We start from the raw sequence: 23,507 nt of genomic DNA, 5'->3' as shown, positions 1-23,507 counted from the left end.
AGTATGTATAGCGATAAAATAGTGAGCTGCTATTTCTTAGGATTTAATGCTATTTCATCTTCAGGAATTACAATTTGGTTTGTGATTTCGCTGATTCTTTTCTTATAATCTTGTGTCACTTGACTTACGGGACGGTTATATTCAAACTCAATCTCCCATTCTTCGCAGAACTCTGCTATGGCTTCCATGACCATGTTATAGATTTTATCCATTTCATCAAGGCCTGCTTCATCAAGCTCATTATAGTGTTCCTCATCAAAACATTTAGAGACTGTATAAGGTAAACTCGTAAGAAAAGTTGATGCATCAGTTATTGCGGTTTCAAGCTCCTCACTGCCTAGGTGGCATGTTTCAAGATCGTTTAATATTTTTTGTCCATTTCGCCATAGATTAACCATATTTCCATTTATAGCCAGCAATAAAGCTTTTTGCTCTTGAGTCATATCTTTGTTAAAAGTATTGTTAATTTCAAAATTTAATGCACCCAATACTTCTAGTGCTGCAATTAATTTTGTAGGTAATTCGCCGACTGCCTTTTCGCGTCTGTCTTTTAACATTTGATATTGTTCGCGTCCTGCATCCAAAATGCATTTATTGCCTTGTAACGTCATTATTAGATTTTTATAATCAATATTGGTTTCAAACCCATGCCTCTTAATTCTTTCCAATTGAGCCCGATTAGTTCGATATTCTATTAAGTTTTGTTTTACTTGTTGGTTGTTAATAACTGCGTTGATTTGAACCCATTCATCCACTTGTTGGGCTCCATGTAAACGGGGATTATAAGTTTTTGATTCACTGGGATAAGTGGTTAGCACGCAGTCAATCATCTGTGTCCATTTTTTTTGAATTCCAGATAACCGTTCAACTTGTGAAGAAAGCTGATTTAACCTGCTGACCCGATTAAAACAGTCCTCTGCATTTTGGGGCTCAGTTAAAATAATGCTCTTTATTTCTTCGTTTAGGTTCCTCAACCAAGAGGGATGAGAGACCTCTTGAATGAATTGTTTATCCTCATTAGAAAGGAATGGAATTTCCATTTTTCCCAACGACTCTTGCAAAAACTCAGACCACTTTAAAAAATCCGCATTTTTTTCAATGAGGGAATAAAAATCTTGGGGAAATCCTAGTTTTGTTAAATGAAGCGACGCTTGATCTAATGAATGACTCTCGGCGTTTGCTTTAATTTTTTCTTGGAGTCGAATTAATTTCTCCGGAGCATCTAGAGTGAGCTCATCTTCTAAACCTTGAGATAGGGAGTGGCCCAGTGCACCCATTTGTATTTCATAGAACGTATTAAAACTATTATAAATCTGCTCCTGTTTTAGTTTCTCTAAGCTATTTTCTATTGCACCCAATAAGTTATTAGAAAGAAAAGCGTAAATAGGTTTGGATCCAACAGACTGTTTAAAGTGGAGTAAATCGTCCATTACTTTAGATTTTGGAGCGATAGCTTGTTCTACTTCAATGTGCTTTTGAATTACAGTAAGGTAATGTACTTTGAGAATGGTGGCAATGAGATCCCGGCTGGAACGTAATGCAGATAAATCTGAGAGATTCGAATGCTGAAACTGCTCCTCACTTGGGAGCTGCATGTCTCGCTGTAGGTAATGATAAGTCTGCAGTTCCTGACGCAAAAATGCTTCAAGATCTCCCTGATTGTTTACATCAATCAATATCTGCGAAAGTCGTTCATCGCTAATTTGCCTAACAATCTCTTCTGAAAACTCCAGTTTCGTGAGAAATGCTGGCATTGCATCTAGGTTGATAGGGGGATATTGATTTGTAAAATCCCTTTTTAGATATGAGTAGCTGGAATAGATGGATTTAATTATTCTATCAAGCTCATCCGTATTGTCAGCCGCGACAGAAATAAATGCAGACATTTGACGGAAGAGGGTAAGAGGATTCACTTGCGATTGAGCACCAAATGACATTGCATCTTCAAATGATGCGATGGCTGCTGGATTGTATTGTGCTGAGTAGGCTTCGATACCTCCTATAAGTGCGATCTCAGCAAATTCGGCAAGCTGTTTGCAATAGGCGACTAATTCTTCTCGTGACCAAATAGTTAGATGAGTAACCCATCCCTCAAAGTCAAAATTTTCCGCAGCAATAAGAAAATCTTCTCTATCAAGAGTTTCTCTGAACCGATCATGTTGGTTAAGATCGATTGTTAGGTGGATATCTCGATAATGGGGAGCATCCCTTAACTGTTCCATGGTGCTTAATAGAGGATCTTTGCTAAATCGATACCTATTACATAAAGCTCTAAAGTGTTGCTGAGCCACTGTTTGAGATACTTTTGCCTTGATTAGGGTTTCACTTAAATGTTCCAGTGTTGAATTAATTGCTTCTAACTCTTCTTCAACTTTTTTAATGGGGGCGTCGGTCAAAGCTTTTTCAAAGCGGTGTATTTTAGCATCCAGGAACTTGATTATCTCTTGTTGTATTTCTTCAGCTTTAAATTGAGTATGAGACAATCGCAAGGTTTCATTAATTTCAAGAAGCATTTCTCTTTTAATGGAGAACTCTTCCCTTATTTGATTTTCTCTTTTTTGTTCGGGAATTCTCTCTTCAATCTTTTTGAAAATAGTTCTTGCCCTTTCCTCAGCTTTTTCTAATTTAAAAACATGATTTAATAGGCTAGTGTAATTTCCAAGATTTGCTTTGGTAGCTTCCTTGATCTCTTCATGCGTCTTGAGTGTCTGTTGAACTAAATCATCTAATTCTTGTTTTAGTCCCTCAATTTCCGAACCATTTTTATTCTTTAATCTTAAACGCAGTTCCTTTTCAAACTCGGCTACTTCATTTAAAAATGGCTCGTAGTGTTTATAAAACTCTGCTTTTTTGATAGAAAATAATTCTTCCTGTTGGTCGGATTTTTTGAAGTCTATTAATACCTTATCGATGGCCAAGATTTTATTAATGATGGGATTAATTTTCTCCAGTCTTTCTTTTAATAATTTATTTTGCTCTTCTAATAATTTATTTGCAGCTCGCAGGTAATGCTCTCTATTTAGTTTCATTGCTTTGAGTTTTTCAGTCTCCTGAGAAAAGTTATCCATGTCTTTTTCGAGTTGCAGTAATTGAGCGTCTGCTTCTTGCTTTAACTGTTCTGCCTCTTCACTCTGCTCACCAAACATTTCGTGTTTTAATTCACGAATTTTTACAGTGAGTTGAGAAAAACGTTCCAGAATAGTTAAAGAAGAACTGCCTAGTGCCTTTCGATAAAAATCTTCAAGTTTTTTAATCGCTTCATTCTGGGGAAAGGGTTTAAGCTTAAGCTCTTCCCATTGGGTAGTTTCTAGCATGTGGAGAATTTCTAAATTGCTGGTAATGGTAGAAATCAATGAGGCGTTTAACTCTGAAAGCAAACTGGTCTCATCTTCAAAACCGTCTACGATATCCCGAATTTTAATTTTTCTCTTTTTAGGAGCTACCTTTTCAATTTTTTGTCCCTTGGACAACCTGTTTTGCGGGATTTTTTCCAGGTCCTCTAATTGATGAAGGGCATTTAAAAGATTCACATAATCATGGGTTGTTGGGAGCTCTTGTTGAAATTCTTTACGGATAATTTGTTCTACCTCTTGCCATTTTTGTTTTAAGGGTTCGATACTAAGTTCAGTATCCAATCGCTCCTTAATGGATGCCATCTTTTCTTGTGCAAGAGACTGCATCGCAGCATAAGAGGTTTTCTTGCTGTACTCAAAGGATTTTATATCGGTATCAAGCTCAATTGCTCTCGCGAATTTGGGGCCTATTTCTTTTAAAGCTTCTGTAAAAATGGCTTTTTGCTTGGGAAGACGCTCATTTTCAGGGAGTGAGACAAGTGAGTTAATGTCTAATTCTAATTGAGAAAAAATTCTCCAAAGATCTTTCCAAAGCTCATTGACCTCATCCACCTCTAAATCTGAATTTTGATTTGGTCGTTCAGTTGGCATTAATGAAGTGAGAAAATTATTGGCAGTTGCGAGGGGAGAAAATCTTTTAACGAGTCCGTTGAATACCATTTGCTCAAACTTAGGTTGTTTGATTTTTTGAAATTGCGTATTTTTTAAGCTTCGTAATTCGTCGAGAAGAAGTCGAACCTCATCAACGATTTTAAATTGCTCTTCCTTCGACTGTGACATACTTCTTACCCGAAAATGAATTACTTATAATCATATAGTACAAACATTAAGTATTTATTAAGAGCGATACGTTTTTACGGTTTACTGTTCCAACTAACGGCCCATATTTACAGCAATTTCCATATTTCACTCGGTGCTTAAAGTATGTATAAAAGTCTACTGTTGAACTAGAAATTTCTTACCATCGAAAACTGTTTTCAACACTGCAATAAGGTTTTTGGATGAACCAATTTTAAAAAGTCCTCACCTTTGATTTTTAGCAGTTGATCATGGTTTCCCGCATTAAAGACAAGCCATTCTTTATGTGCAAGACTATCGGCCAGATAGACCTCCATATTATAAAGTTCACCTAAAAGGGGTATCGCGCCCACTTCGCAGTCAGTAAATTTGTTTTGAAATTCGAACTCTTTAGCAATTTCTGCTCGTTTTGCTCGGGTCTCTTTTTTGAATAGGTCTAAATTGAGACGGGTATTGGCTGGAATTGCAACCAATACAAATTTGCCATCCAATTTAACCACTACAGATTTAGCAAAATGATTTCCTTTAATATGGGCTGCCTGGGCACATTGGGATGCGGTATATGCTCTAGGATGACTGATGGTCTTATAGGGAATATTATGAGTGTGCATGTATTTTCTAATTGATGGGCTTAACATAGTGGGGCTCCAACAAGAATGGATATGATTAATTATAGAACAATTTCTCTGCCCTCGTTGCTTAAAAAAGGAGCTTATCTACCATCAGTTTTAAATTTGTGACACTATATTTAGCTTTCTCCTGTACTGAGATCACAGGTGATAGGTGTCTGCTAAAAACAAGGAATAGTAATGCGCAATGCCGGTCAACAAAATCAAAGTCCTTTTGATAAACTTGCTAATGAAATACTCTTAATGATTCTTAATGCTCAGAATGAAGATAAAAATTATCTTCTTAACCCTAAAGATATGCTGTCTGTTGCATTAAGCTGCCAACGCTTTAATGGGATAAGTTTAGATGCCAATTGCTTTTTTTCTCCTTACAAGTACAACGATTTTCGACAAAAAGCTTCAGATTATCACGAGTATAAGGAACAACGTCTTACCCAATTGAAAAATATTCAAAGAATGCGATATGAAAAGAATGGGGCATTTTATTGGAATAGAACCATTAGAAGTAGAATGGCCAGTGGATTAGGCTTACTACTAGCATCCCTGATCGCATTCCAGTTTGATATGGACTATGGAGCTTTTTTCCTAACCACTTTAGCTTTATCTACACTGGCGTTGATTATTAACGACCTTCTTTTTGGGTACTTAGAGCGTTCGTTAATTCCATCTGAAGTAAAAAATATTCCCCTTCAATTTTTTGAAGAGGAAATAGTAGGAAAATCTACTTCATTGAGCCAATAATTTGGAGTTTTGTTTTCGTTAATTGAGTTATTATTTTGAATAAGTCATTTGTAATAAATCTGTAAAAAAGTTTAATTTAAAATAAATCTTGATTGATTTTTAGACTAAAATACTTAAAAAATAGCTGGAGTGGTAGTGATGAGTGCAAAGCAAGAAGAACTTAAAAAAGAGATTCAACGATTACTTGATTTAAAGAAAAAACAGGAAGATCTGGGTGTTTTAAATCAAAATGACATGCAAGAGAAAATGAAACTCGAGAACAAGCATAAAGAGTTTTTGCAAATGAGCAGCCAGCAAATGGCAGAAGAATTGAAGAAAGGATTTATGAAAAAAATTGGAGTTGAGAGCGAAGACTCCAGACTTATTCTTGAAGACTATAAAAGAAAATACAGCGAGCAAAGTTGGTATAAAGAACCTGAAGAAAAAAATGGAAAACTCACTTTAAGTTTTCCTTCTGAGGAAGAAGTAGGTGTTTTCTTTGGAGCTCAAGCTAAAGCAAATCGCTCTTTTATTTTGGTTAATGAGAAAAATGAAGTGCTCGCTTATTCCAATGGAGATGGTACTTTATACAATGGAAATGGAAGTGTGTATGAAGGTGGAAAATTCCAATCATCGAATCAACCTCTTAGTGACTTTGTAATGCCTGAAAGAGAGGGCGCTTCAATGAGAATGGGCTCCTAATACAGCAGTCATAAGATCGAAAAGTCAAAAAAACAGGAACCGTGAGGGACACCCACCTTTCCATAAGGGGAGGGCCTGCGACACTTATGCCCACCTTCACTGAACTGTTCAATTAAAGGGTTCTGATAAACAGTATAAATAATACCACGATCGGTATTTTGTGGATTTAAGTTAAGTCCATGTCTTTGTGTCTTATTTTTCTAAAATTTAGGAAGTAAATTGGGCTTTGTTAAGATAGGCCGTTTGCTTTTTTGGTCAAATGATCTTATTTGTTTTTGTGATACGATTGTGTTAAAAACCAACTAATTGCTTTCATAATAAAAGTTCAATCTTTTATTACTAATAGAGATTTTCATGGACGAAAATACTAATAAATCCCTAACCCTTCATGTTTGGATAGTTTGTGCCTTGGGTTTGTTCATTGATGGTTATGATTTATATATCGCTTCAGTAGCTGAACCTTTTATTAATGCTGTGTATCATCCTTCCTCCTTTATGATTGGGCTTACTCAGGCTGCAGCTCCCCTTGGGGCAGTATTTGGCGCAATTATCGTGGGCCGATTGGCAGATATGGTGGGTAGGAAAAGCATGCTCATTATAAATCTGATTTTTTTTGTATTTGTCGCGATTTGTTCGGCCTTTGCTTGGAATATCACCTCTCTTTGTGTATTCCGATTCTTACTTGGTTTTGGGGTAGGTGCGGATTATCCTATTTGTGCAGCCTATTTGGCCGAAATGATCCCACCTCATAAAAATAACCAATTCATTGCAACGGCGATGTTTATCAATTGTCTTGCTTCCCCTGTAGGTGTCCTCGTTGCTTGGTTACTCTTTAAACTTCATCCACAATTGGATGTGTGGCGCTGGATATTTGCCTCGGGCGCGATTCCTGCTGTGGTAGGGTTGTTATTTAGAGCCAAATTACCTGAAAGCTTTTTATGGAAAGTTCATCAACGTTTAAAGCCGTATTCCAAACATACTATTCTTACAAACTACCAATTCATATTTTCTCCTCGAATGATAAAGATTACTGTGTGTCTTTGTCTGTGTTGGTTTTTATTAGATATTTCTTATTATGGAATAGGGTTATTTACCCCCTATGTTTTACAAGCATTTAACTTATCGAGCGAAGCGAGCTTTTTAAGCGCACAAACCGAAGTTTTGAAAAGCACTTTAGTGGTCAATATTTTTGTTTCGTTAGGCGCTTTTGCAGTCCTTTTTTTTGTAAATCACGTACCCCTGATTAAATTGCAAAAAACTGGATTCTTGTTTTCGTTTTTGGGCTTATTAATTCTTAGCATAAGTTACCTCTTTCCCAACACCAGTACGATTTTTGTCGGCTTCATCCTCTTCAATTTTTTTATAAATTTTGGACCAGGAATTTCAACTTATCTGCTGCCTGCAAAAATTTATAATCCTGAATTTAAAGCCACCGGTCATGGACTCGCGGCGGGGACAGGTAAGTTCGGAGCGTTCATCGGCACCGTATTTTTACCTGTATTTCAAGTTCGATTGGGTATCTATCTGACTCTAGCTATCCTGGCAAGCACCGTTCTGCTGGGCTGGTTATTAACAATATATTTAGAAAAGGAAGAAGCTAAATTGGTTACGTTATCAGAACCAATTACTGAAAATACAATGCTAACAACGTCGTAAGGAAAAATATGGATTATCTACTGAGTGAAGAACAATATGATTTCTGGAGCGCGCAGGGATTTATAGTAATACGGGATTTCTTATTTAGTGAGTTGAAGCAGCAACTGCAAACCTGGTGTGATGAATTAACCTCTTGGCCCGAAACACCAGGAAAATGGATGAAATATTTTGAGCAAAATGCGAAGGGGGAGCGCCAGCTTTGTCGCGTCGAAAATTTTATTGATTACCATCAAGGTATGTATGAGGTGGCTAATAGTGCACGTACTTTAAACTTGGTTTCTTCATTAATGGGAGAGAAAGCGGCTATTTTCAAAGAAAAAATTAATTATAAATTCCCAGGCGGAGGAGGATTTAAGCCGCACCAAGATGCTCCTGCTTTTATTAGTTTTAATCAACGATTTCACATTACCATGATGGTGGCTATAGATGACTGCACCTTAGAAAATGGGTGTTTGCAAGTAGTCCAGGGCGGTGCGAATAAACCTATGATTCTTCCTCAAGAGGTGGATGGATCCATCAGTAAAGAGATTGCTGAGACTTTTTCATGGTCTCCAATTGAATGTAGAACGGGGGACGTTATATTGTTTGATTCCTATTTACCCCATTATTCTGAGGCTAATCGTAGCAATAAACCTCGGCGTGCGCTGTTTATCACATTTAGCAAATTTGCTGAAGGTGGGATTAAACGGGACGCTTATTATCAGGATAAAAGAGACAAATTTCCTCCAGACTGTGAGCGTGATCCTAATAAAGATTATTCCGCAGGTGCTGCTATTTATAATGTGGCTAATCCGATTACCGCAACCGAAGTTATGTAAATGAACTCAATAAACCAAAAAATTGATAGGGCATTTCAGTATTTGGGTTGCGCCGAAGACATGGATTACATAGGAGAGTCTGTGTCGCAATTAGAACACGCTTTACAATGTGCTTATTTTGCGGAGCAAGCGGGGCATAATCTGGAAGTTATTCTTGCCTGCTTATTTCATGATATTGGACATTTTATTCCCGGTACCCAACAAAATATGATGGCTGATTTAGGCGTGGTGCATCATGAATGGCTCGGAGCCCAACTGGCCTATTCCCTTGGATTTTCTGCAAAAATTGCCTTGCTTATTGGCAATCATGTAAATGCGAAACGTTATTTAGCAGCCAAGAAAAAGGACTATTATGCACGATTATCTGCGGCAAGTAGGCAAACGCTCATCTTTCAAGGTGGAGTCATGTCGGATGATGAGATGCTTAATTTTGAAACGAATATTTATTTTAAAGATATATTGCGTGTACGGGTTAATGATGAAAAAGCCAAACAAATAGATTTGCAAGTCCCTGCCCTTACTTATTATCGCCCCTATTTGTATAAACATTTTGAAGCCACAATGCGTCCCACGGAGAATTTAGTGCTGCCTGATTTTGTTGATAATACATGGGTAGAGCAATTTAAAGCGTTGCTTGAAAATGACTGTAATGCTGTAAGTTACGGTCAGTTTTAAATATGATTCAATAATGTTCTTTATGAAAAAATATCGACCTATGGAGAAAAAAAAGTTAGAATAATCGAAATCTTTTAAGTCAATAGCCCTGGTTAGTTCAATGGCCAAGAAGGAACATGTACACGCAAACAACTCAAGAAAAAAGACAACTCTGGATTATTTTACTGATCGTCTTTATCAGTTTTATTGGTTCATCTATTGCTTATCCCATTTTGCCGCCTCTATTTTTACAATCGTCAGACCAGTTGATTATTTCTCCCGGGTGGAGTGAAAACAGCAGACGTATTTTACTCGGGCTAACTCTTGCAATTTTTCCGCTGGGACAATTCATTGGTTCCCCTATTTTGGGGCGAAGTTCAGATTTGTACGGCCGCAAAAAAATAATGATGATTAGTTTGGCGGGCAGCACACTGGGTTATCTCCTAACAGTCATCTCTTTTTGGACCAATTGCTTTTGGCTATTATTATTCAGTCGCTTTTTAACGGGATTCATGGAGGGGACTTTTGCTGTTGCAAGGGCACTCGCGTCGGAGCTAACTACCATCAACAAGTATGTGAGTTTTGGCCGGATCAACAGTATGGCCGGAGTAGGTTACATCATTGGACCAATTATTGGTGGACTATTATCCAACTCATCCATCGTCCCCTGGTTTTCGTGGTCTCTCCCTTTTACTTTTGCAGCAATGGCTTCAATTTCCACACTGGGACTTTCCTGGTGGAAATTACCTGACTATAAAATTTTGCACCAACTTGAAAAAGAAAGTATATGGAATAGACTCAACATTATCCGACAATTCAAATTATTATTTCAAAATCACCCACATTTGATACATTTGTTGGTTATAAGTACCCTGTTTACCTTTGCCGTAGATATCTTTTATGAATTTGGGCCAGTTTATCTAGCAGGAAAATGGGATATGTCCCCAGGCATGATTGCAGGGTATAATGCGGTATTATCAGCCGCACTTGCTTTAGGTGCTTCATGGCTCCCACAGCATCTTTCAAAACGTATGCCGATTCATAAAATTATAATTCTGGCGATGATGGCAACCACTTTGATTTTTGCTGCCATGATTGCTTTTCAATATCCTTCGATTATGATTCTTTTTTTTGGACTCCTTGGGTTTAGCATCACCAGTGTTACCACAACCATGACTATACATATCTCAAATCGATCCCATACTACCATTCAGGGCGAAGTTATGGGCGCACAATTAAGCTTGCGGACCTTAGGTGATGCTATTATTTGCTTTGCCGGCGGTTTGCTGATTGTTGTATCCATTATTTTGCCCATTGTTTTATGTTGTATTACTGCATTGGTTGCAAGCATTTTGTGTTTAGCCTACCTAAAACCCACAGTACAAAACCAGCAATCGTATAAGTAAATTATCTTACATCAGTAAGAATCCTAATATCATATCGCCCAAAACCAATGAATGAATTCTTTCTCATCCACCCTCTAGGTTAAATCAATGAACTCGACCCGATTGCGTCCTTGCGATTTTGCACGATACAGCGCTTCATCTGCAAAATTTAATAGGTAATTTAGGTTATCTTCTTTAGGAAGACAACAGGCTACACCCACACTAATCGTTATAAAAGGAGATATAACTGAATCAGGGTGTGGGAGTTTCAATTTTAATACAGCTTGTCGTAAAGACTCGGCGAACTTAAGTGAGCCGGCCATTTGCGTATCGGGTAAAATACAAGTGAATTCTTCACCACCATACCGTGCAAGCAAGTCAGTACTTCGGGTTACTCTATTTTTTAATGCTCGAGCGACATATTTCAAAGCGTCATCGCCAGCCAGGTGACCAAGGCTGTCGTTGTAACGCTTAAAGAAATCAATGTCCATCATAATAATGGATAAGGGTTTGGAATAACGCAATGCACGATTCCATTCCTGTTTAAGAAAGTCATCAAATCGACGACGATTGGCGATCCCGGTCAATCCATCCCGATAAGACATTTCTTGGAGCAATACCTGGAGTTTCTTTTTTTCAGTGATATCTTCCCCTACACCCACAAAATGTTGAATTTCTCCATGAGTATTAAAAACAGGGGCAATGCTCCACGATTGCCAGAGTGGCTTTCCATTATTTCGGTGGTAGAGAAGTTCGCCATTCCAGGGTCGGCCAGATTGAATCTTTTTCCATAAATCAGCTAATACATTTCTAGGTGTCATTTTTCCATGAAAAATTTCTGTTTTTTGGCCGTATAATTGTTCCCGAGAATAGCCTGTTAATTTGATGATTTGCGGATTGGCATAAATAATCGTTCTTTGTTTATCAACGATCAGGACGGATACAGGGCTTTGTTCAATAGCTGCTTGCATTTCCCGTAAACGATTTCGCTCTTGTATTGATTGAGTTATATCATGAAATGCAATCACAATCCCTTTGGTATTTTTTTTTAATCGAATGGGCGTAGTAATTATAGAAACAGGGAAGCATGATCCATCTTTACGCCAAAAATAATCTTCATCACTTATATAAGGTTTTTCGGTTTGTATCACTTCCATATTTTTACAATCCTCTATGGGATAGGGGATAAGACTATGGTAGGAATGATGAAATAGTTGATGGGCATTTTGACCCAGCATTTCAGCTTCTGTATAGCCTAAGATACTGCATGCTGCGTCATTCGCAAACTCAATCTTATTTTCTTTATTGATGACTAATAAACCCTCGCCCAGTGCAGATGTAATGTCACGTAAATACTGTTCACTTTGTTCCACCTCCTTTTTTGCTTGGTGTAAATCACGAGTTATCTTTGCATTTATTTGGAGTGACTCTTCTAACTCTTGAGTGCGTTTTCTTACTTTATCTTCAAGAATAATTGTGTTTTGAAATACTCCAAAATCTGTCCGTGGAGCATTCATATCTTGTTCAGCTCTATCAATCAATGCCTTAACAATTTTATTGAGGCGTTCAATTTCCGCTTGCAATTCTTTAGTATTATTAAGACTCTTCTCAGGCATCGTGATTTTCCCGTAATGCTCCTATTGCTAGCCCTGTTATGGTTTGATTTATATGAATGCCCTTAAATTGTTCTCCATAAGTGCTAAAGCCAACCACGTTATTGTTCCGAAAAATCTTTTCTACGTCCTCTTTCAATCCCTGACGTTGCATCTCCAAATTTCGCAGTATGCAATCACATGCTAGGACCAATTGTGGCTTGCCGATAGATGTTTGAATTTCTTGAAAGGTTTGCTCCACATTTTTTATTAGATCAATTCCATGAGCAGCCATAAAAACTAAACCGTTATCGATTGCGCAGTAAAATATTAAACTTCCATCTGGGTTAGCTTTTTGAATCGAGCGCACATAATCAACTCCGTTGATGCGTATCACCAAGGGTGTTAAAGAAAACTGCATGGGATCCAGTTCATTCACTGGAGTTTTTACGATGCGGGCATACTCTTCTACTGCTGGATAACCATTAATTTCATTGACAATACGTCGCTCGGGATCTGCTTGGGTCACGACCATCTTTTCATTTCCACAAACAAAATGCTGAGCTTTGAACAACTTAAAAGGATAAATTGTATTAACCAAGATAAGAACGACAGAATCTGTATGGAAGGCACCTTCCGCAAAAACCCATGTTTTCTCAAAACGAAGGTCATCGCCGGCGGAGCCACCAAAAAGCTCAATTTCCCCTAAAATATCTTGTAAAATATTAGTAACTTGTTCTTCGCGTTGCGATAATCCATCTACTAACAAAAAGGCAAAGCTGTTTTCAGAATTAGTAGAAGGAGCTCGCGCTTCAAGTTGTTGAAGCAAATTATTAACAAATACCTGTCCCTTATTATAATTTATATTTTTTAAATCGTTTAGATAACCCGCAACGGCTGTAAAACCATCGGATGCAAAGCTAACACCTGAAAGAGTATGATCTGTATAACCATTGGGTCCAATTTCACCCGCGGTTGTACATCCAATTACTTTCACATTCGGAAAGAGGGTATTTAATTCATTAGCTATGGCATTAAGATCATAAAAACTGGAGCAAAAAAAGAGAACAAGTTCCATATTAGGTTGACATACTGCAGCATGAAACTCTTTGACTGCGGTATGCGGTTCTTTTGCGGCTGACTGTCCAATACGAATGGATTGCTGGGTACTCATCTAACATACTCCATGTTTTGAGAGATGTAAGCTTGAAAATAGGCTCTAACTATCTTTTCTTAAAATATTAGCAATGATTCATTTAATTAAATATAGCATACGCGTAAACCATGAAGTTTAAACAGGAGAGAGCTATACTCGCGCTAATTGTAAGTCCAATAGGTCTCGGGTTCGGGTGAATCTTGGACAGTAGGGGGCTTTGATAAGAAGCCACATTGCAGCATACCCGTTATAGGCCAGCTTAATTGCTGATGCTCTATTACTTTGCCATGACATGAACTCAAAATAAGTTGTCCATTTCTATTAAAAATAGAAAAATTTTTGTCATCCGATAAATTGTGAATCCCTTCCCTAGATAAAGAAGTTATTCTGGGGTTGGTGATAAGTGCGGTATACATAAAATCCATACGATTTTCTGGCGATTCATCTGGCATCGATTCAAAATATTTTTGCGCGCAAAATGATAATGAAGCTGCGCTGCCTGCCAGTGTTTTAACGGATCCTTCTTCTCCAGAGGGTAAAATTCCTTTTTTCATAAGAAAATCGCCTTTATTATCTGCCAAATAGAAACTATTTTGTTCTTTACAAATATCCAAGGTCCCTAGTTTATAGACTCCATCTTTACAACCCGTGGGACCAAGGGCATCTGTTACCAGTATAATTTTGTTTTTAATGGTATTCTGTATCAGAGAAATAAATGAAGGTGATAGGTGTACTCCATCCGCAATAAGTTCCACGCCCGCAGGGCAACGCTCAGGATTTTCAAGTATCCATTGGACCACGTGGCTTTTTGCATCATTTAAAGTAAGTTTTCGTGTTTCTCGGCTACATGATTCTTGACAACCATTACCGAGATGCGTAAATCCACAAGCTCCTGCTGCAACAGCGCGCCCAATGAGTTCTTTATCGGGTGGATTGCAATGTCCGATAAATACTTTTACAAAAATGCCTTCTTGCTCCAGATTTTTTGTCTGTTTGATAAATTCTTCTGCGCCTGGTAAATCGGGTGCGAGGGTAATTTTCCATTGTTTTATATTCGGTGCTACGCTAATAATCTCTCTAAATTTTTCTATAGAAATACTGTCCTGCAGCGCCTCTTCAGCATGAGCTCCCTTGCAACTCTTGGCGATGAAGGGTCCTTCTAGATGAACTCCCACGATTTGAGTTTGACCTGCAATAGGAAAAAGTTCTTGTTTCAAAACAAAATCATTTATTTCTATCAATGATTTCTTTAAGGCGGATATTGGCATAGATACTAAAGTTGCCAATGCATAAGAAAGTCCCGTTTTTCCTAGTGCTTTAACAATGCACTCCAACGATTCATCACTCTTTTCATCATCTAAGTCAGCGAAATCAATACCCCCTTGACCATGGACATGCGCATCTAACAATCCTGGCATTAGGAAATAGGAGCCTTTAGAGTCAATTGTTTTTTCCTCTTGAAGAGGCGACAAATCCTCATCTACATTGAAGAGTACCTTTACACCATTATCGGTAACTTGCACATGTTTTAATTCCTTCATCCCTGAATCGTTATAAACATAGATATTTTTAATTAGCATTTCAGTCCCCTCTTGGGATTAACTCCAGTTAAGGATCTAAAGAGATTCTTTAGAACTTAACTCCTCAGGAAATGCCAAGAGTTCCCTTGCTCAATTAGCTAGAATCGTAAGTCGATAAATCAAATTTTTACTATTCATTGGCATCCTGCACATGATGCATTGTAACAAAATATAAGAATGAGATGAACGAGCGGTTGTGAGAAGCGTGCTTTTAGTAGCCATTCGTTTTATTATAAATTCTGGATTATATAGGTTATTACGCCTCGAACTCACGGAGAAAGTTTTTTATGTTTAGTCGCATTTTTGTTAGGGAAACACCTGAAGGAATGGCAAGTAAGGCTGCTCGAGCAATTCAAAAGAAAATAATGGAAAATAATGAGAAAAGGATACCTACGGTTTTAGGTCTTGCAACAGGGAGCACTCCCGAGCCTTTATATAAAGAGTTAATTCGACTACATCAAAAAGAACACTTAGATTTTTCATTAGTAATTACATTTAATTTAGATGAATATTGGGGTTTGGAGCCAAGCCATAATCAATCTTATAATTACTATATGCATGAACATTTTTTTAATCATGTGAATATTAAAAAAGAAAATATTCATATGCTTGATGGCACGGTGCCGCTTGAATTAATTGAGGAACATGCAAAAAAATTTGAAGAACAGATTAAAGAGGTGGGGGGCATAGACATTCAAATTTTAGGTTTGGGTTTAAACGGTCATATTGGTTTTAATGAGCCAGGATCTGCATTTAATTCTAAGACACGATTAATCCAGTTAGATGATAAGACTCGTGAAGCCAACCAACGATTTTTTAAGACTAAAGGTGAAGTACCAACACATGCTATAACGATGGGTATCGGAACAATCATCCAAAACGCTAAAGCATGTTATTTGTTAGCGACAGGTTTTGCCAAAGCAGACATAATTTCAAGGGTTTATGCTGCTTCTTCACCGAATGAAGAAATCCCGGCTACTGCTTTATTTGCTCATAAAAACGTTACGGTACTACTCGATAAAGAAGCGGCATCGAAGCTGCCGCATTCGCTAAACCCCTGCAAGTCATCATTATTATCTAAAAGTATTTATGCTCCTAAAACTCCTGTGGACCCTCAATTCGTTCCTGTTTCTGACGAATTTTTTCATACTAATTTTACCCAATAAAACATGGCCCTCTGGAATCTGAGATTAGCTGCTTTAAAATGTTCTTTAATTTTAAAGCGGCAAAATATGCACCTTAGATGAAGCAAAACCTTTCCCCTACTTAATTTAAAAGAGGATTTTGAATTTCTGTAGTGGCTGGTGGGGGTGAGTGAAAAATATATATAATAAGCAATAAGAGAAAAATCAGTGTAGAAATATAAAATACAATTTTAGCATTCGGTGTTGATGTAGGATCGGTTCCTTTAAATGCAATGTATCCTGAAACGATAGCTATAACTAAAAAAATAAAAGCAGCTGTTAACATTTTAATCTTTCCTTTTTCTGAGTAAAAAGTATTTATTGCCTTACTTTAGAATTAAATTCTTCATACCTTTTAAGTTCTATTTGTTTTAATTATAGATATCTTTGGCGGGGTTAGTATGTTCATAGCGGTTAACAAAAAAGGTTAGGACAAAACCAAGTCCTAACCTACGTTCATTATTATTAATTTATTAATAACCTACCTGCCCATTTTGAGGGCCCATTTGGTTCTTTTTATATTTTCCTTGTGCTTGGGCACCTTGATAATTTACTTGGCTTTTTTGATAACTGCTTTGACCACTTTGATAATTTACTTGGTTTTGGTAAGTACCTTGACCACTTTGGTAATTTACTTGGTTTTTATGGTAAGTACCTTGATCGTTCTGATAATTTATCTGCCCTTTTTGGTAAGTACCTTGACCATAATTAAGCTGGGTATTTTGATGACCTAGCTGATTACTTTGGTAATTAACTTGGGAATGTCTATATCTTTTTTGATAATTTACTTGACCACTTTGATAACCGACTTGGTTGCTTTGATACCTCATGTGGCGGTTATAATACTTACTATTTCCATATCCAACATAATTATTCTGATATCCGATATGTCTATTATAGTGTCTATAGCCGGAGTAATATCCTGTTCCAATTCCATATCCTAAATTGTTGGAATAATACCCTGCACCAGAATAATAATTAGGACTGTAACCATAACCATAAGAAGTATTATAGTAACGATAAGGGCTGTTATAGTAACCGCTATTCAAGCCTACCCCATAATAACTTCTTGTATACCCCGGTGAAACATAACCCGAAGAATAGGCATAATTAGTTCTATATCCAGGTGAATTCACCGTTTCCGTTGTAGTACAAGCACCTAGGCCAAGCATTGTTGAAGCAACACATACCAAATTGATAGTTTTATTCATTACAAACCTCCTTGTGATAAATGCCACTTTAGTGTAGTAGTTGATTTTAAATTAATCAAACTGGAGTGTTATCAATCATTTATATTATTAGTTGCGCAGGAGCTTATTTATATGATTCAACGTTTTATTACTTATAAATAATTATTCTGGAAAATTATGATTAAAAATGAAACGAATTGCGGGTAAATATTAGTTTGATCCTAGGATAACCCTCAGAAAAAAACGGGAGCGCTGATCTATATTATAATTAAAAGAGTACATAGGGAGAAGTCACTCGCTCCTATGGAACAGATAGGGAGATACAGCATGACTACTCCGGTTGATATTTTATATGTAGAGGATGATGAAGTTGATATTGAGACGATGCAACGTGAGTTTACCAAAATGAACAAGGCAGTTGAGATTGCTGTAGCAAAAAATGGGAAACAAGCACTGGATATGTTATATGGACGTCATGGTCAAAATAAGATCAAGCCAAATGTAATATTGCTTGATCTTAATATGCCTCAAATGAACGGCATCGATTTTTTGAAAAAGTTAAGGAAGGGTTTTGATTTTGGGGATATTAAGGTTTTTGTGCTTACTAGCCTTTATACTACGGAAGAAAAACTCATTACCCGAGATTTACATGTATCGGGTTGTATTATTAAACCCCTGCAGTATACGGATGCACTAAATATTTTGTGGTGTGCATCTGCAAGTGAAGAAATGTCAAAATTATTTTTTATGCAGTAAATAACCATATATTTCAGTATGGTTTCAAGTAATTAATTCTCATTATTCTTGAGTAAAAATAAAACATTGTAAATGTTCGTTATTCAATTCTATTTTGAGATTTAATAAAATTTTTTATTTGCGTAAAACAGTAATGAAGAAATGTTTCGTTGATTTTTATTTTAGAGGCACCTTCTTGGTGATTTATAAGTTCAAGTAGAGAAGTATGGGTAGCTGAATTTAGAAGATGTAGCGTCTCTTGGGTATCGATTCCATATCGGTCTGAATCTAACCTTCCATTTCCATGTAATAAGCAATTTCGAATTTTAGAAATATCAAGTAAGGCGCTCCAGTACACACCACCAACATCGTATCCTAGCTCTCTAAGGGCCATTTCAAATCGAGATATGCTGGCCTTTTTCTTAATTGAATAAGCCCTGCACTCAAGATACAAGCCCGCTTCGAGTTGGGAATACATTTGTAAAAAAGTTGATTCAATCAGGAGGTTTAGACATTCTTGAGAGAGTTCTAGAGCATTTGCTTCGTCTTTTGATAGTTGTTGGCTAATTAGCTTGGATTGGAGATGGCGTATGTCATTTTGGATGGATGCTGCTATTAATTCGTAAGTATTTAGTTGATAATTAATTATTTTTAAAAATTTAAATTGATTCATCAATCATTATCCAAGATTATAAAAGTCTATCTATTTTCTAAATAGAAACATAGCTGCAGATTGTAACAAAATAATATTAAATAATTCAGCTAAAACAAGGACGAAAATGATTTTAATGAGCTTTTGGAGTTTTTTAAAAGAGCTATTTAATAATTGGAGTGAAGACAGAGTTTCAAGTAAAGCTGCAGCACTTGCATATTATATGTTGTTTTCGCTTGCTCCCATTTTATTAATTTGTATCTCTATTGTGGGGATGGTCTTTGGAGAGGAAGCGTCTCGTAGCCAAATCTTGTCTCAAGCAAGCAGTTTAATAGGAAGAGAACCTGCATTACAAATTCAGGAAATAATTCAAAATGCGAATAAGCCCAACAATTCCTTTGTAACAAAAATAGCAAGCTTTATTATCCTTTTGTTTAGTGCCTCGGGAGTATTCACGGAAATTCAAGTGGGGTTAAATGAGATATGGGGAGTTAAAATTAATCCTAACAAAACATGGTTTACCAAGATAAAAAACCGTTTTTTTCCTTTTGTAATTGTTTTAGGAGTTGCATTTTTATTATTAGTCTCCCTAATTTTCAGTACCTTTTTAGCAATTTTAGGTAAGTATTTAAATTATATTGTAGGTACAAGTATTTTAATGGATTTTATAATCAGTCATGTGTTCTCTTTTGTTCTAATTACATTCTTATTTGCCATGACATTTAAAGTTCTGCCTGATGTGATTTTGAAATGGCGTGATGTGTGGTTAGGCGCTTTAATCACTTCGGTATTATTTAGTTGCGGTAAAATTCTAATTGAGTTTTACCTGATTCAATTTCATAAATTTTCTGTATTTGGAGCTGCCGGATCGTTAATTATTATCTTGATATGGATGTTTTACTCATCTCAAATTTTCTTTATTGGAGTAGAAATCACCAAAATACTCTTTATAAATGAGGGCAAAAAAATTGTAATTATGAGAAATGCCATTAAAGAAAATAAGTAAATTAATACGGATCCCACCGCGAAGTTGAACTAGGCTCCACCGTTTCATTTTTTGAGGTGGAGGGTGAAGGTATTTGTTCAAACAAAGAACCAAAATAAGGGATATCCTTTAAAGTTTCTCGAACTTCATTTGAATTTTTTGGCAATTTGCTGTAGCTGTGTTTTATCGGAGGTTCGTCATTAGTTATATTAAGCGCAGTAAAAAGACGATTTATTGCATCTTTTGCAATAAAGTAAGCGCTGCTTATTGCTAAGGCAGGTGGTAATAAAATAGAAACAACCCCTGCAGCAAGAATCGCCCCAGCCGCAATGGGTGCTGGGAGTAATAAAAGGAAGAGAAGGGTTGTGGATATTGAGGCAATTAGAGGTCCTTTGCCTGGATCTAACTCCTTATTCTGATTCGGGAACAGCCAATCCGTAAATTTCTCCGAGAGAGCGCCTGCTCCTAATAAAGTACCACCAAGAACAACAACGGGAAAAACAAGGGCAAACATGGCAAGCAACAATGCAACTAATGCAACACTGACGAGCGCAGTGAAGGGCAATAAAAGTACAACCAGTAGACCAGTTAGTGCGTTTTTCATCTTTATTTACCACGGCGGCGGTGTTTTTTATATTAACACAATGATTATTAAGCGATGCTTAAGTGCCCACCAGAAGGAGCATATATCGACTTATTAAGCTATACTTTTGGGTATGGAATATTGATAGAAAAAATGATTATGCAAAGTAAATTGGATTCTGAACGTTTAGTTACCGAAATACGTAAAAATCTTTCCGATTGGCAGCATTCGGCGATGCCTCCACAATATCGACAGGCAAAGGAAGAACTAATTGAAGGCATAAAATCGCGTGTCAATGAATTAGAAGGGGCTTTGTCGGATACAACCAAGTCCGAGCAAGCGCATAAATCTCTTTTAGATTTGCGTAGCAGTACAAACACAGCTCAATTATTAAGTAATGCGGTAATAACCACTTATGAACGAACTAAGGATGAAAAGATTGACCCCAAGGCTGTGCTCAACAATGCAACAGATTCAATTAGGATCGCATGGAATTTGGCCACCGGATTTGCTTTTGATGATTCCAAATCCCTGAAAGATAAAGCGATAGGTTTTGCAAAAGCTTGTGTTCAAGGCACTATAGGCATGTGTCAAGGTGCACTAAAGGGATTTGAAGAGGGCAAGGGTTTTTTTGATACTGCCGCGAAAATGTGGGCAGGAAGCTTCGACCAGGGTATGAAGGGATACAATAAATCACTTGCCATGAGTACGTTGGATGAGAAAGAGAGGGCCAAATTCATTATAGCGGATATTAGAGCAGAGCATCGAAAAGTGTTAGACGACCCTGATGCCAGCCCAATAAACGAAGCGAGAAAAAAGATCATCGAGGAAGAAGAAAAATATATTAAGACGTTGGAGGGAAATTTAACCCCAAACATTTCTAAAGAAGACCTCTCAAAAACAGTTCGATCCTTAGAGTTACTGCAATTGAGTAACGCTGCTACTTCCTTACAAAGCACCGGCTTATCATTCCTGCATCGCACGGTCCTTGGAGAAAAAGAAAACGTATCTCCTGATGTTCTAGAGAAATTAGGAAAAGATACTTTAAATGTCACTAAAAATTTGAATCGAATTCTTGATGATTCAACACAAAGTTTCCCATCAAAATTATGGACCATGACTAAAGCTTATGCTGGCGCAGCAGTAGAAGGGTTAAAGTCCTTCTATCAAGGCTTCGAGGGGGCTGATTTAAAAGAAAAATCCGTGAATGCCTTGGTGAGTGGTTTTTCCGGTTTTATGAGTAAATTTTCTGAATCTCTTGCTTCCAAAACAGAGTCTCCAGAATTCGATGATAATGAGATAGAGATGACTACTATGTCATCGACTCAACTGGGTAAGGTACAGGAACCTTTGTCAACAATATCGCTGAGTGAATTAGAATCTCCATCTGCTGAAACAATAACAAATGAAGACCCGAGTCCAGACCTGAAAACTCCGACTGTCTCCTAAGCAGGCTTTTAATATTATATATCTTACTATGGGGTTACTGAGCGCATGATGGGATTTTGTAATGAGATCAACGTCTCAGTTGATTGAATTTCTTCAATAAGCTGAATTTTATTGACTAAAAGTTGCTGTAAGGTCTCTATTGATTGACACATTACCTTAATAAAGATATTAAAATGATGGCCAATAGTGTAATAAGCTTCAATGACCTCCTCTAAATCTTCCAGTTTTTTTAAGACGGCCTGATAATCTTTCGCATGATTAAGAGTAATTCCAATGAAACAACAGACATCATATCCTAAACGTTTAGGGTTAACATGCACATGCACCCCTTCAATAATTCCTGCTTGACGCATTTTTTCTACTCGGACATGAATCGTAGCGGGGCTTACAGCATATTTTTTAGCTAATTCCGCATACGCAGTACGCGCATTTTTCATTAAGTCGTTAAGTATTTTTTGGTCCAGATTATCGATTTGATAATTTTCAAGGTCTTTCATGGCAATTTTTTAAATTATTTCTAATAATAATCCTATTTTAATGAATATTATTTTTCTTATCTAGGTTTATTTTAAATTTAGAACAAAAATACATAAAAAAAGCAATATAATATCAACTTTATTAATTTTAAAGGTAGTATTATGAAGCAGGCATTTATTGAAAAACAAAAACAAATAAGCTTTGTTAAGACTTCTTTTTCTCGCGAATTAGAACAAAGATTAGGTCTTATTGAAGTGCAGGGACCATTATTAACGTGTGTCGGGGATGGCGTACAAGATAATTTGTCAGGCACAGAGCAAGCAGTCTCTGTGAAAATTAAAGCCATGCCAGAACGTTCCTTTGAAATTGTTCATTCTTTAGCAAAATGGAAAAGGAAATTGCTCGCAGACTTTGGTTTTCAAGCTGAAGAAGGTATATATACTCATATGAGTGCCTTAAGACCTGATGAGGAAGTGTTAAGTGCAACCCATTCAGTTTTTGTAGACCAATGGGATTGGGAGCGGGTTATAAATGCTCATGATCGCGGTTTAAGTTATTTGAAAAAAACCGTTATTGAACTTTATGGAGCAATAAAGAAAACGGAAAAAATGGTGAGTGATTTTTATGGTTTAAAACCATTTCTCCCTGAATATATTCATTTTATTTATACAGAAGAGTTACTCGCTTTATATCCGCATTTATCCCCTAAAGAAAGAGAGCGGGCTATTACTAAGAAGTATGGAGCAGTTTTTTTAATTGGAATTGGCGGTGCACTATCTGATGGCAAGCCCCATGATTTACGCGCACCGGATTATGATGATTGGAGTACAGTGAATGAAGTGGGTTTCACTGGACTAAACGGTGATATTTTAGTTTGGAATCCAATACTTTCAGATGTTTTTGAAATTTCTTCGATGGGTATTCGAGTTAATGAGTCCACCTTAAAATATCAATTGGCATTAACTGGTTGCCAAAACCGGTTGGATTTTGATTGGCACCAGAAATTAATCTCTGGTTCTTTACCTCAAACGATTGGGGGCGGTATTGGTCAATCTCGTTTGGTAATGCTGTTATTACAGAAAAAACATATTGGACAGGTTCAATGTGGCGTTTGGCCCGAAGCGATAGAAATTTGAATATCGATTGAGGGTAGCAACCGTAATCTAAGATACTGCAAAGTACTTGGATTACGCTACAAGTTCATTCTAA

21 protein-coding genes are annotated in these 23,507 nt (G+C 36.9%); 11 read left to right on the top strand and 10 right to left on the bottom strand.

What is annotated here, in order from left to right; genetic code table 11:
• Positions 1 to 29 precede the first annotated feature (29 nt).
• Positions 30 to 4,133, bottom strand: coding sequence for a hypothetical protein (locus tag ACWTE2_RS27890; protein WP_454785341.1), 4,104 nt, complete (start codon positions 4,131 to 4,133; stop codon positions 30 to 32).
• Between the two features lie 197 nt (positions 4,134 to 4,330).
• Positions 4,331 to 4,789, bottom strand: a complete 459-nt coding sequence (locus tag ACWTE2_RS27885; RefSeq protein ID WP_454785340.1) for an aminoacyl-tRNA deacylase — start codon at positions 4,787 to 4,789, stop codon at positions 4,331 to 4,333.
• Positions 4,790 to 4,960: 171 nt separating this feature from the next.
• On the opposite strand from ACWTE2_RS27885, the gene ACWTE2_RS27880 reads away from it, so the two are divergent.
• The 6 genes from ACWTE2_RS27880 (at position 4,961) to ACWTE2_RS27855 (ending at position 10,736) form a co-directional block, all read left to right on the top strand.
• Entirely contained in the window at positions 4,961 to 5,521 is a 561-nt protein-coding gene (locus ACWTE2_RS27880; protein ID WP_454785339.1) for an F-box protein, read from the top strand.
• A gap of 138 nt (positions 5,522 to 5,659) precedes the next feature.
• A complete protein-coding gene (locus tag ACWTE2_RS27875) occupies positions 5,660 to 6,202 on the top strand; it encodes a Dot/Icm T4SS effector CegC4 (protein ID WP_454785338.1) in 543 nt (180 codons plus the stop codon).
• 354 nt (positions 6,203 to 6,556) lie between these two features.
• Positions 6,557 to 7,858, top strand: a complete 1,302-nt coding sequence (locus tag ACWTE2_RS27870; RefSeq protein WP_454785337.1) for an MFS transporter — start codon at positions 6,557 to 6,559, stop codon at positions 7,856 to 7,858.
• Between the two features lie 8 nt (positions 7,859 to 7,866).
• The gene (locus ACWTE2_RS27865) at positions 7,867 to 8,676 is read left to right on the top strand and encodes a phytanoyl-CoA dioxygenase family protein (protein ID WP_454785336.1); all 810 of its coding nucleotides are present in this window, start codon (positions 7,867 to 7,869) and stop codon (positions 8,674 to 8,676) included.
• Positions 8,677 to 9,351 carry an HD domain-containing protein gene (locus ACWTE2_RS27860; RefSeq protein WP_454785335.1) on the top strand — a complete coding sequence of 225 codons (675 nt, stop codon included), beginning with the start codon at positions 8,677 to 8,679 and terminating at the stop codon, positions 9,349 to 9,351.
• A gap of 116 nt (positions 9,352 to 9,467) precedes the next feature.
• Positions 9,468 to 10,736, top strand: coding sequence for an MFS transporter (locus tag ACWTE2_RS27855; RefSeq protein WP_454785334.1), 1,269 nt, complete (start codon positions 9,468 to 9,470; stop codon positions 10,734 to 10,736).
• Between the two features lie 74 nt (positions 10,737 to 10,810).
• Here ACWTE2_RS27855 and ACWTE2_RS27850 read toward each other — a convergent pair whose 3' ends face one another.
• The 3 genes from ACWTE2_RS27850 to ACWTE2_RS27840 all read right to left on the bottom strand — a co-directional run bounded on the left by ACWTE2_RS27850 (position 10,811) and on the right by ACWTE2_RS27840 (position 15,043).
• Positions 10,811 to 12,331: a sensor domain-containing diguanylate cyclase gene (locus ACWTE2_RS27850; RefSeq protein WP_454785333.1), complete on the bottom strand. Its 1,521-nt coding sequence runs from the start codon at positions 12,329 to 12,331 to the stop codon at positions 10,811 to 10,813.
• Positions 12,324 to 13,481, bottom strand: coding sequence for a nitric oxide-sensing protein NosP (nosP, locus tag ACWTE2_RS27845; protein WP_454785332.1), 1,158 nt, complete (start codon positions 13,479 to 13,481; stop codon positions 12,324 to 12,326). The genes ACWTE2_RS27850 and nosP overlap by 8 nt, the downstream gene beginning before the upstream one ends.
• A 143-nt stretch (positions 13,482 to 13,624) precedes the next feature.
• Positions 13,625 to 15,043 carry an N-acetylglucosamine-6-phosphate deacetylase gene (locus tag ACWTE2_RS27840; RefSeq protein ID WP_454785331.1) on the bottom strand — a complete coding sequence of 473 codons (1,419 nt, stop codon included), beginning with the start codon at positions 15,041 to 15,043 and terminating at the stop codon, positions 13,625 to 13,627.
• A gap of 287 nt (positions 15,044 to 15,330) precedes the next feature.
• Here ACWTE2_RS27840 and nagB point away from each other — a divergent pair, with 287 nt between their 5' ends.
• On the top strand, positions 15,331 to 16,209 hold the full coding sequence (gene nagB, locus ACWTE2_RS27835; RefSeq protein ID WP_454785330.1) for a glucosamine-6-phosphate deaminase: 879 nt from the start codon (positions 15,331 to 15,333) through the stop codon (positions 16,207 to 16,209).
• A gap of 100 nt (positions 16,210 to 16,309) precedes the next feature.
• Here the strand turns inward: nagB and ACWTE2_RS27830 are convergent, their stop codons facing one another.
• Together ACWTE2_RS27830 and ACWTE2_RS27825 are read right to left on the bottom strand one after the other, a co-directional pair.
• Positions 16,310 to 16,513 carry a DUF1328 family protein gene (locus ACWTE2_RS27830; protein WP_182392778.1) on the bottom strand — a complete coding sequence of 68 codons (204 nt, stop codon included), beginning with the start codon at positions 16,511 to 16,513 and terminating at the stop codon, positions 16,310 to 16,312.
• 187 nt (positions 16,514 to 16,700) lie between these two features.
• Positions 16,701 to 17,438 carry a hypothetical protein gene (locus ACWTE2_RS27825; RefSeq protein WP_454785329.1) on the bottom strand — a complete coding sequence of 246 codons (738 nt, stop codon included), beginning with the start codon at positions 17,436 to 17,438 and terminating at the stop codon, positions 16,701 to 16,703.
• Between the two features lie 306 nt (positions 17,439 to 17,744).
• On the opposite strand from ACWTE2_RS27825, the gene ACWTE2_RS27820 reads away from it, so the two are divergent.
• Positions 17,745 to 18,173 (top strand): response regulator, encoded by a 429-nt coding sequence (locus ACWTE2_RS27820; RefSeq protein WP_454785328.1) that lies wholly within the window; start codon positions 17,745 to 17,747, stop codon positions 18,171 to 18,173.
• A gap of 79 nt (positions 18,174 to 18,252) precedes the next feature.
• On the opposite strand, the gene ACWTE2_RS27815 is transcribed toward ACWTE2_RS27820, so the two are convergent.
• Complete coding sequence (locus ACWTE2_RS27815; RefSeq protein WP_182392781.1) at positions 18,253 to 18,825, bottom strand: hypothetical protein; 573 nt, start codon at positions 18,823 to 18,825, stop codon at positions 18,253 to 18,255.
• A gap of 106 nt (positions 18,826 to 18,931) precedes the next feature.
• On the opposite strand from ACWTE2_RS27815, the gene ACWTE2_RS27810 reads away from it, so the two are divergent.
• A complete protein-coding gene (locus ACWTE2_RS27810; protein ID WP_454785327.1) occupies positions 18,932 to 19,810 on the top strand; it encodes a YihY/virulence factor BrkB family protein in 879 nt (292 codons plus the stop codon).
• Position 19,811: 1 nt separating this feature from the next.
• Here the strand turns inward: ACWTE2_RS27810 and ACWTE2_RS27805 are convergent, their stop codons facing one another.
• Positions 19,812 to 20,393, bottom strand: coding sequence for a hypothetical protein (locus ACWTE2_RS27805; RefSeq protein ID WP_454785326.1), 582 nt, complete (start codon positions 20,391 to 20,393; stop codon positions 19,812 to 19,814).
• A 54-nt stretch (positions 20,394 to 20,447) separates the two neighbouring features.
• Here ACWTE2_RS27805 and ACWTE2_RS27800 point away from each other — a divergent pair, with 54 nt between their 5' ends.
• Positions 20,448 to 21,821: a hypothetical protein gene (locus ACWTE2_RS27800; RefSeq protein ID WP_454785325.1), complete on the top strand. Its 1,374-nt coding sequence runs from the start codon at positions 20,448 to 20,450 to the stop codon at positions 21,819 to 21,821.
• A gap of 26 nt (positions 21,822 to 21,847) precedes the next feature.
• Here the strand turns inward: ACWTE2_RS27800 and asnC are convergent, their stop codons facing one another.
• Positions 21,848 to 22,318: a transcriptional regulator AsnC gene (gene asnC, locus ACWTE2_RS27795; protein WP_454785324.1), complete on the bottom strand. Its 471-nt coding sequence runs from the start codon at positions 22,316 to 22,318 to the stop codon at positions 21,848 to 21,850.
• Between the two features lie 141 nt (positions 22,319 to 22,459).
• Here asnC and asnA point away from each other — a divergent pair, with 141 nt between their 5' ends.
• Positions 22,460 to 23,434: an aspartate--ammonia ligase gene (gene asnA / locus ACWTE2_RS27790; protein ID WP_182392786.1), complete on the top strand. Its 975-nt coding sequence runs from the start codon at positions 22,460 to 22,462 to the stop codon at positions 23,432 to 23,434.
• The last annotated feature ends 73 nt before the right edge of the window (positions 23,435 to 23,507 follow it).

The organism is Legionella nigrisilvae (genome assembly GCF_977063395.2).
The sequence above is the reverse complement of the archived record's forward strand: the minus strand, read 5'-3'. Positions and strand labels throughout refer to the sequence as shown.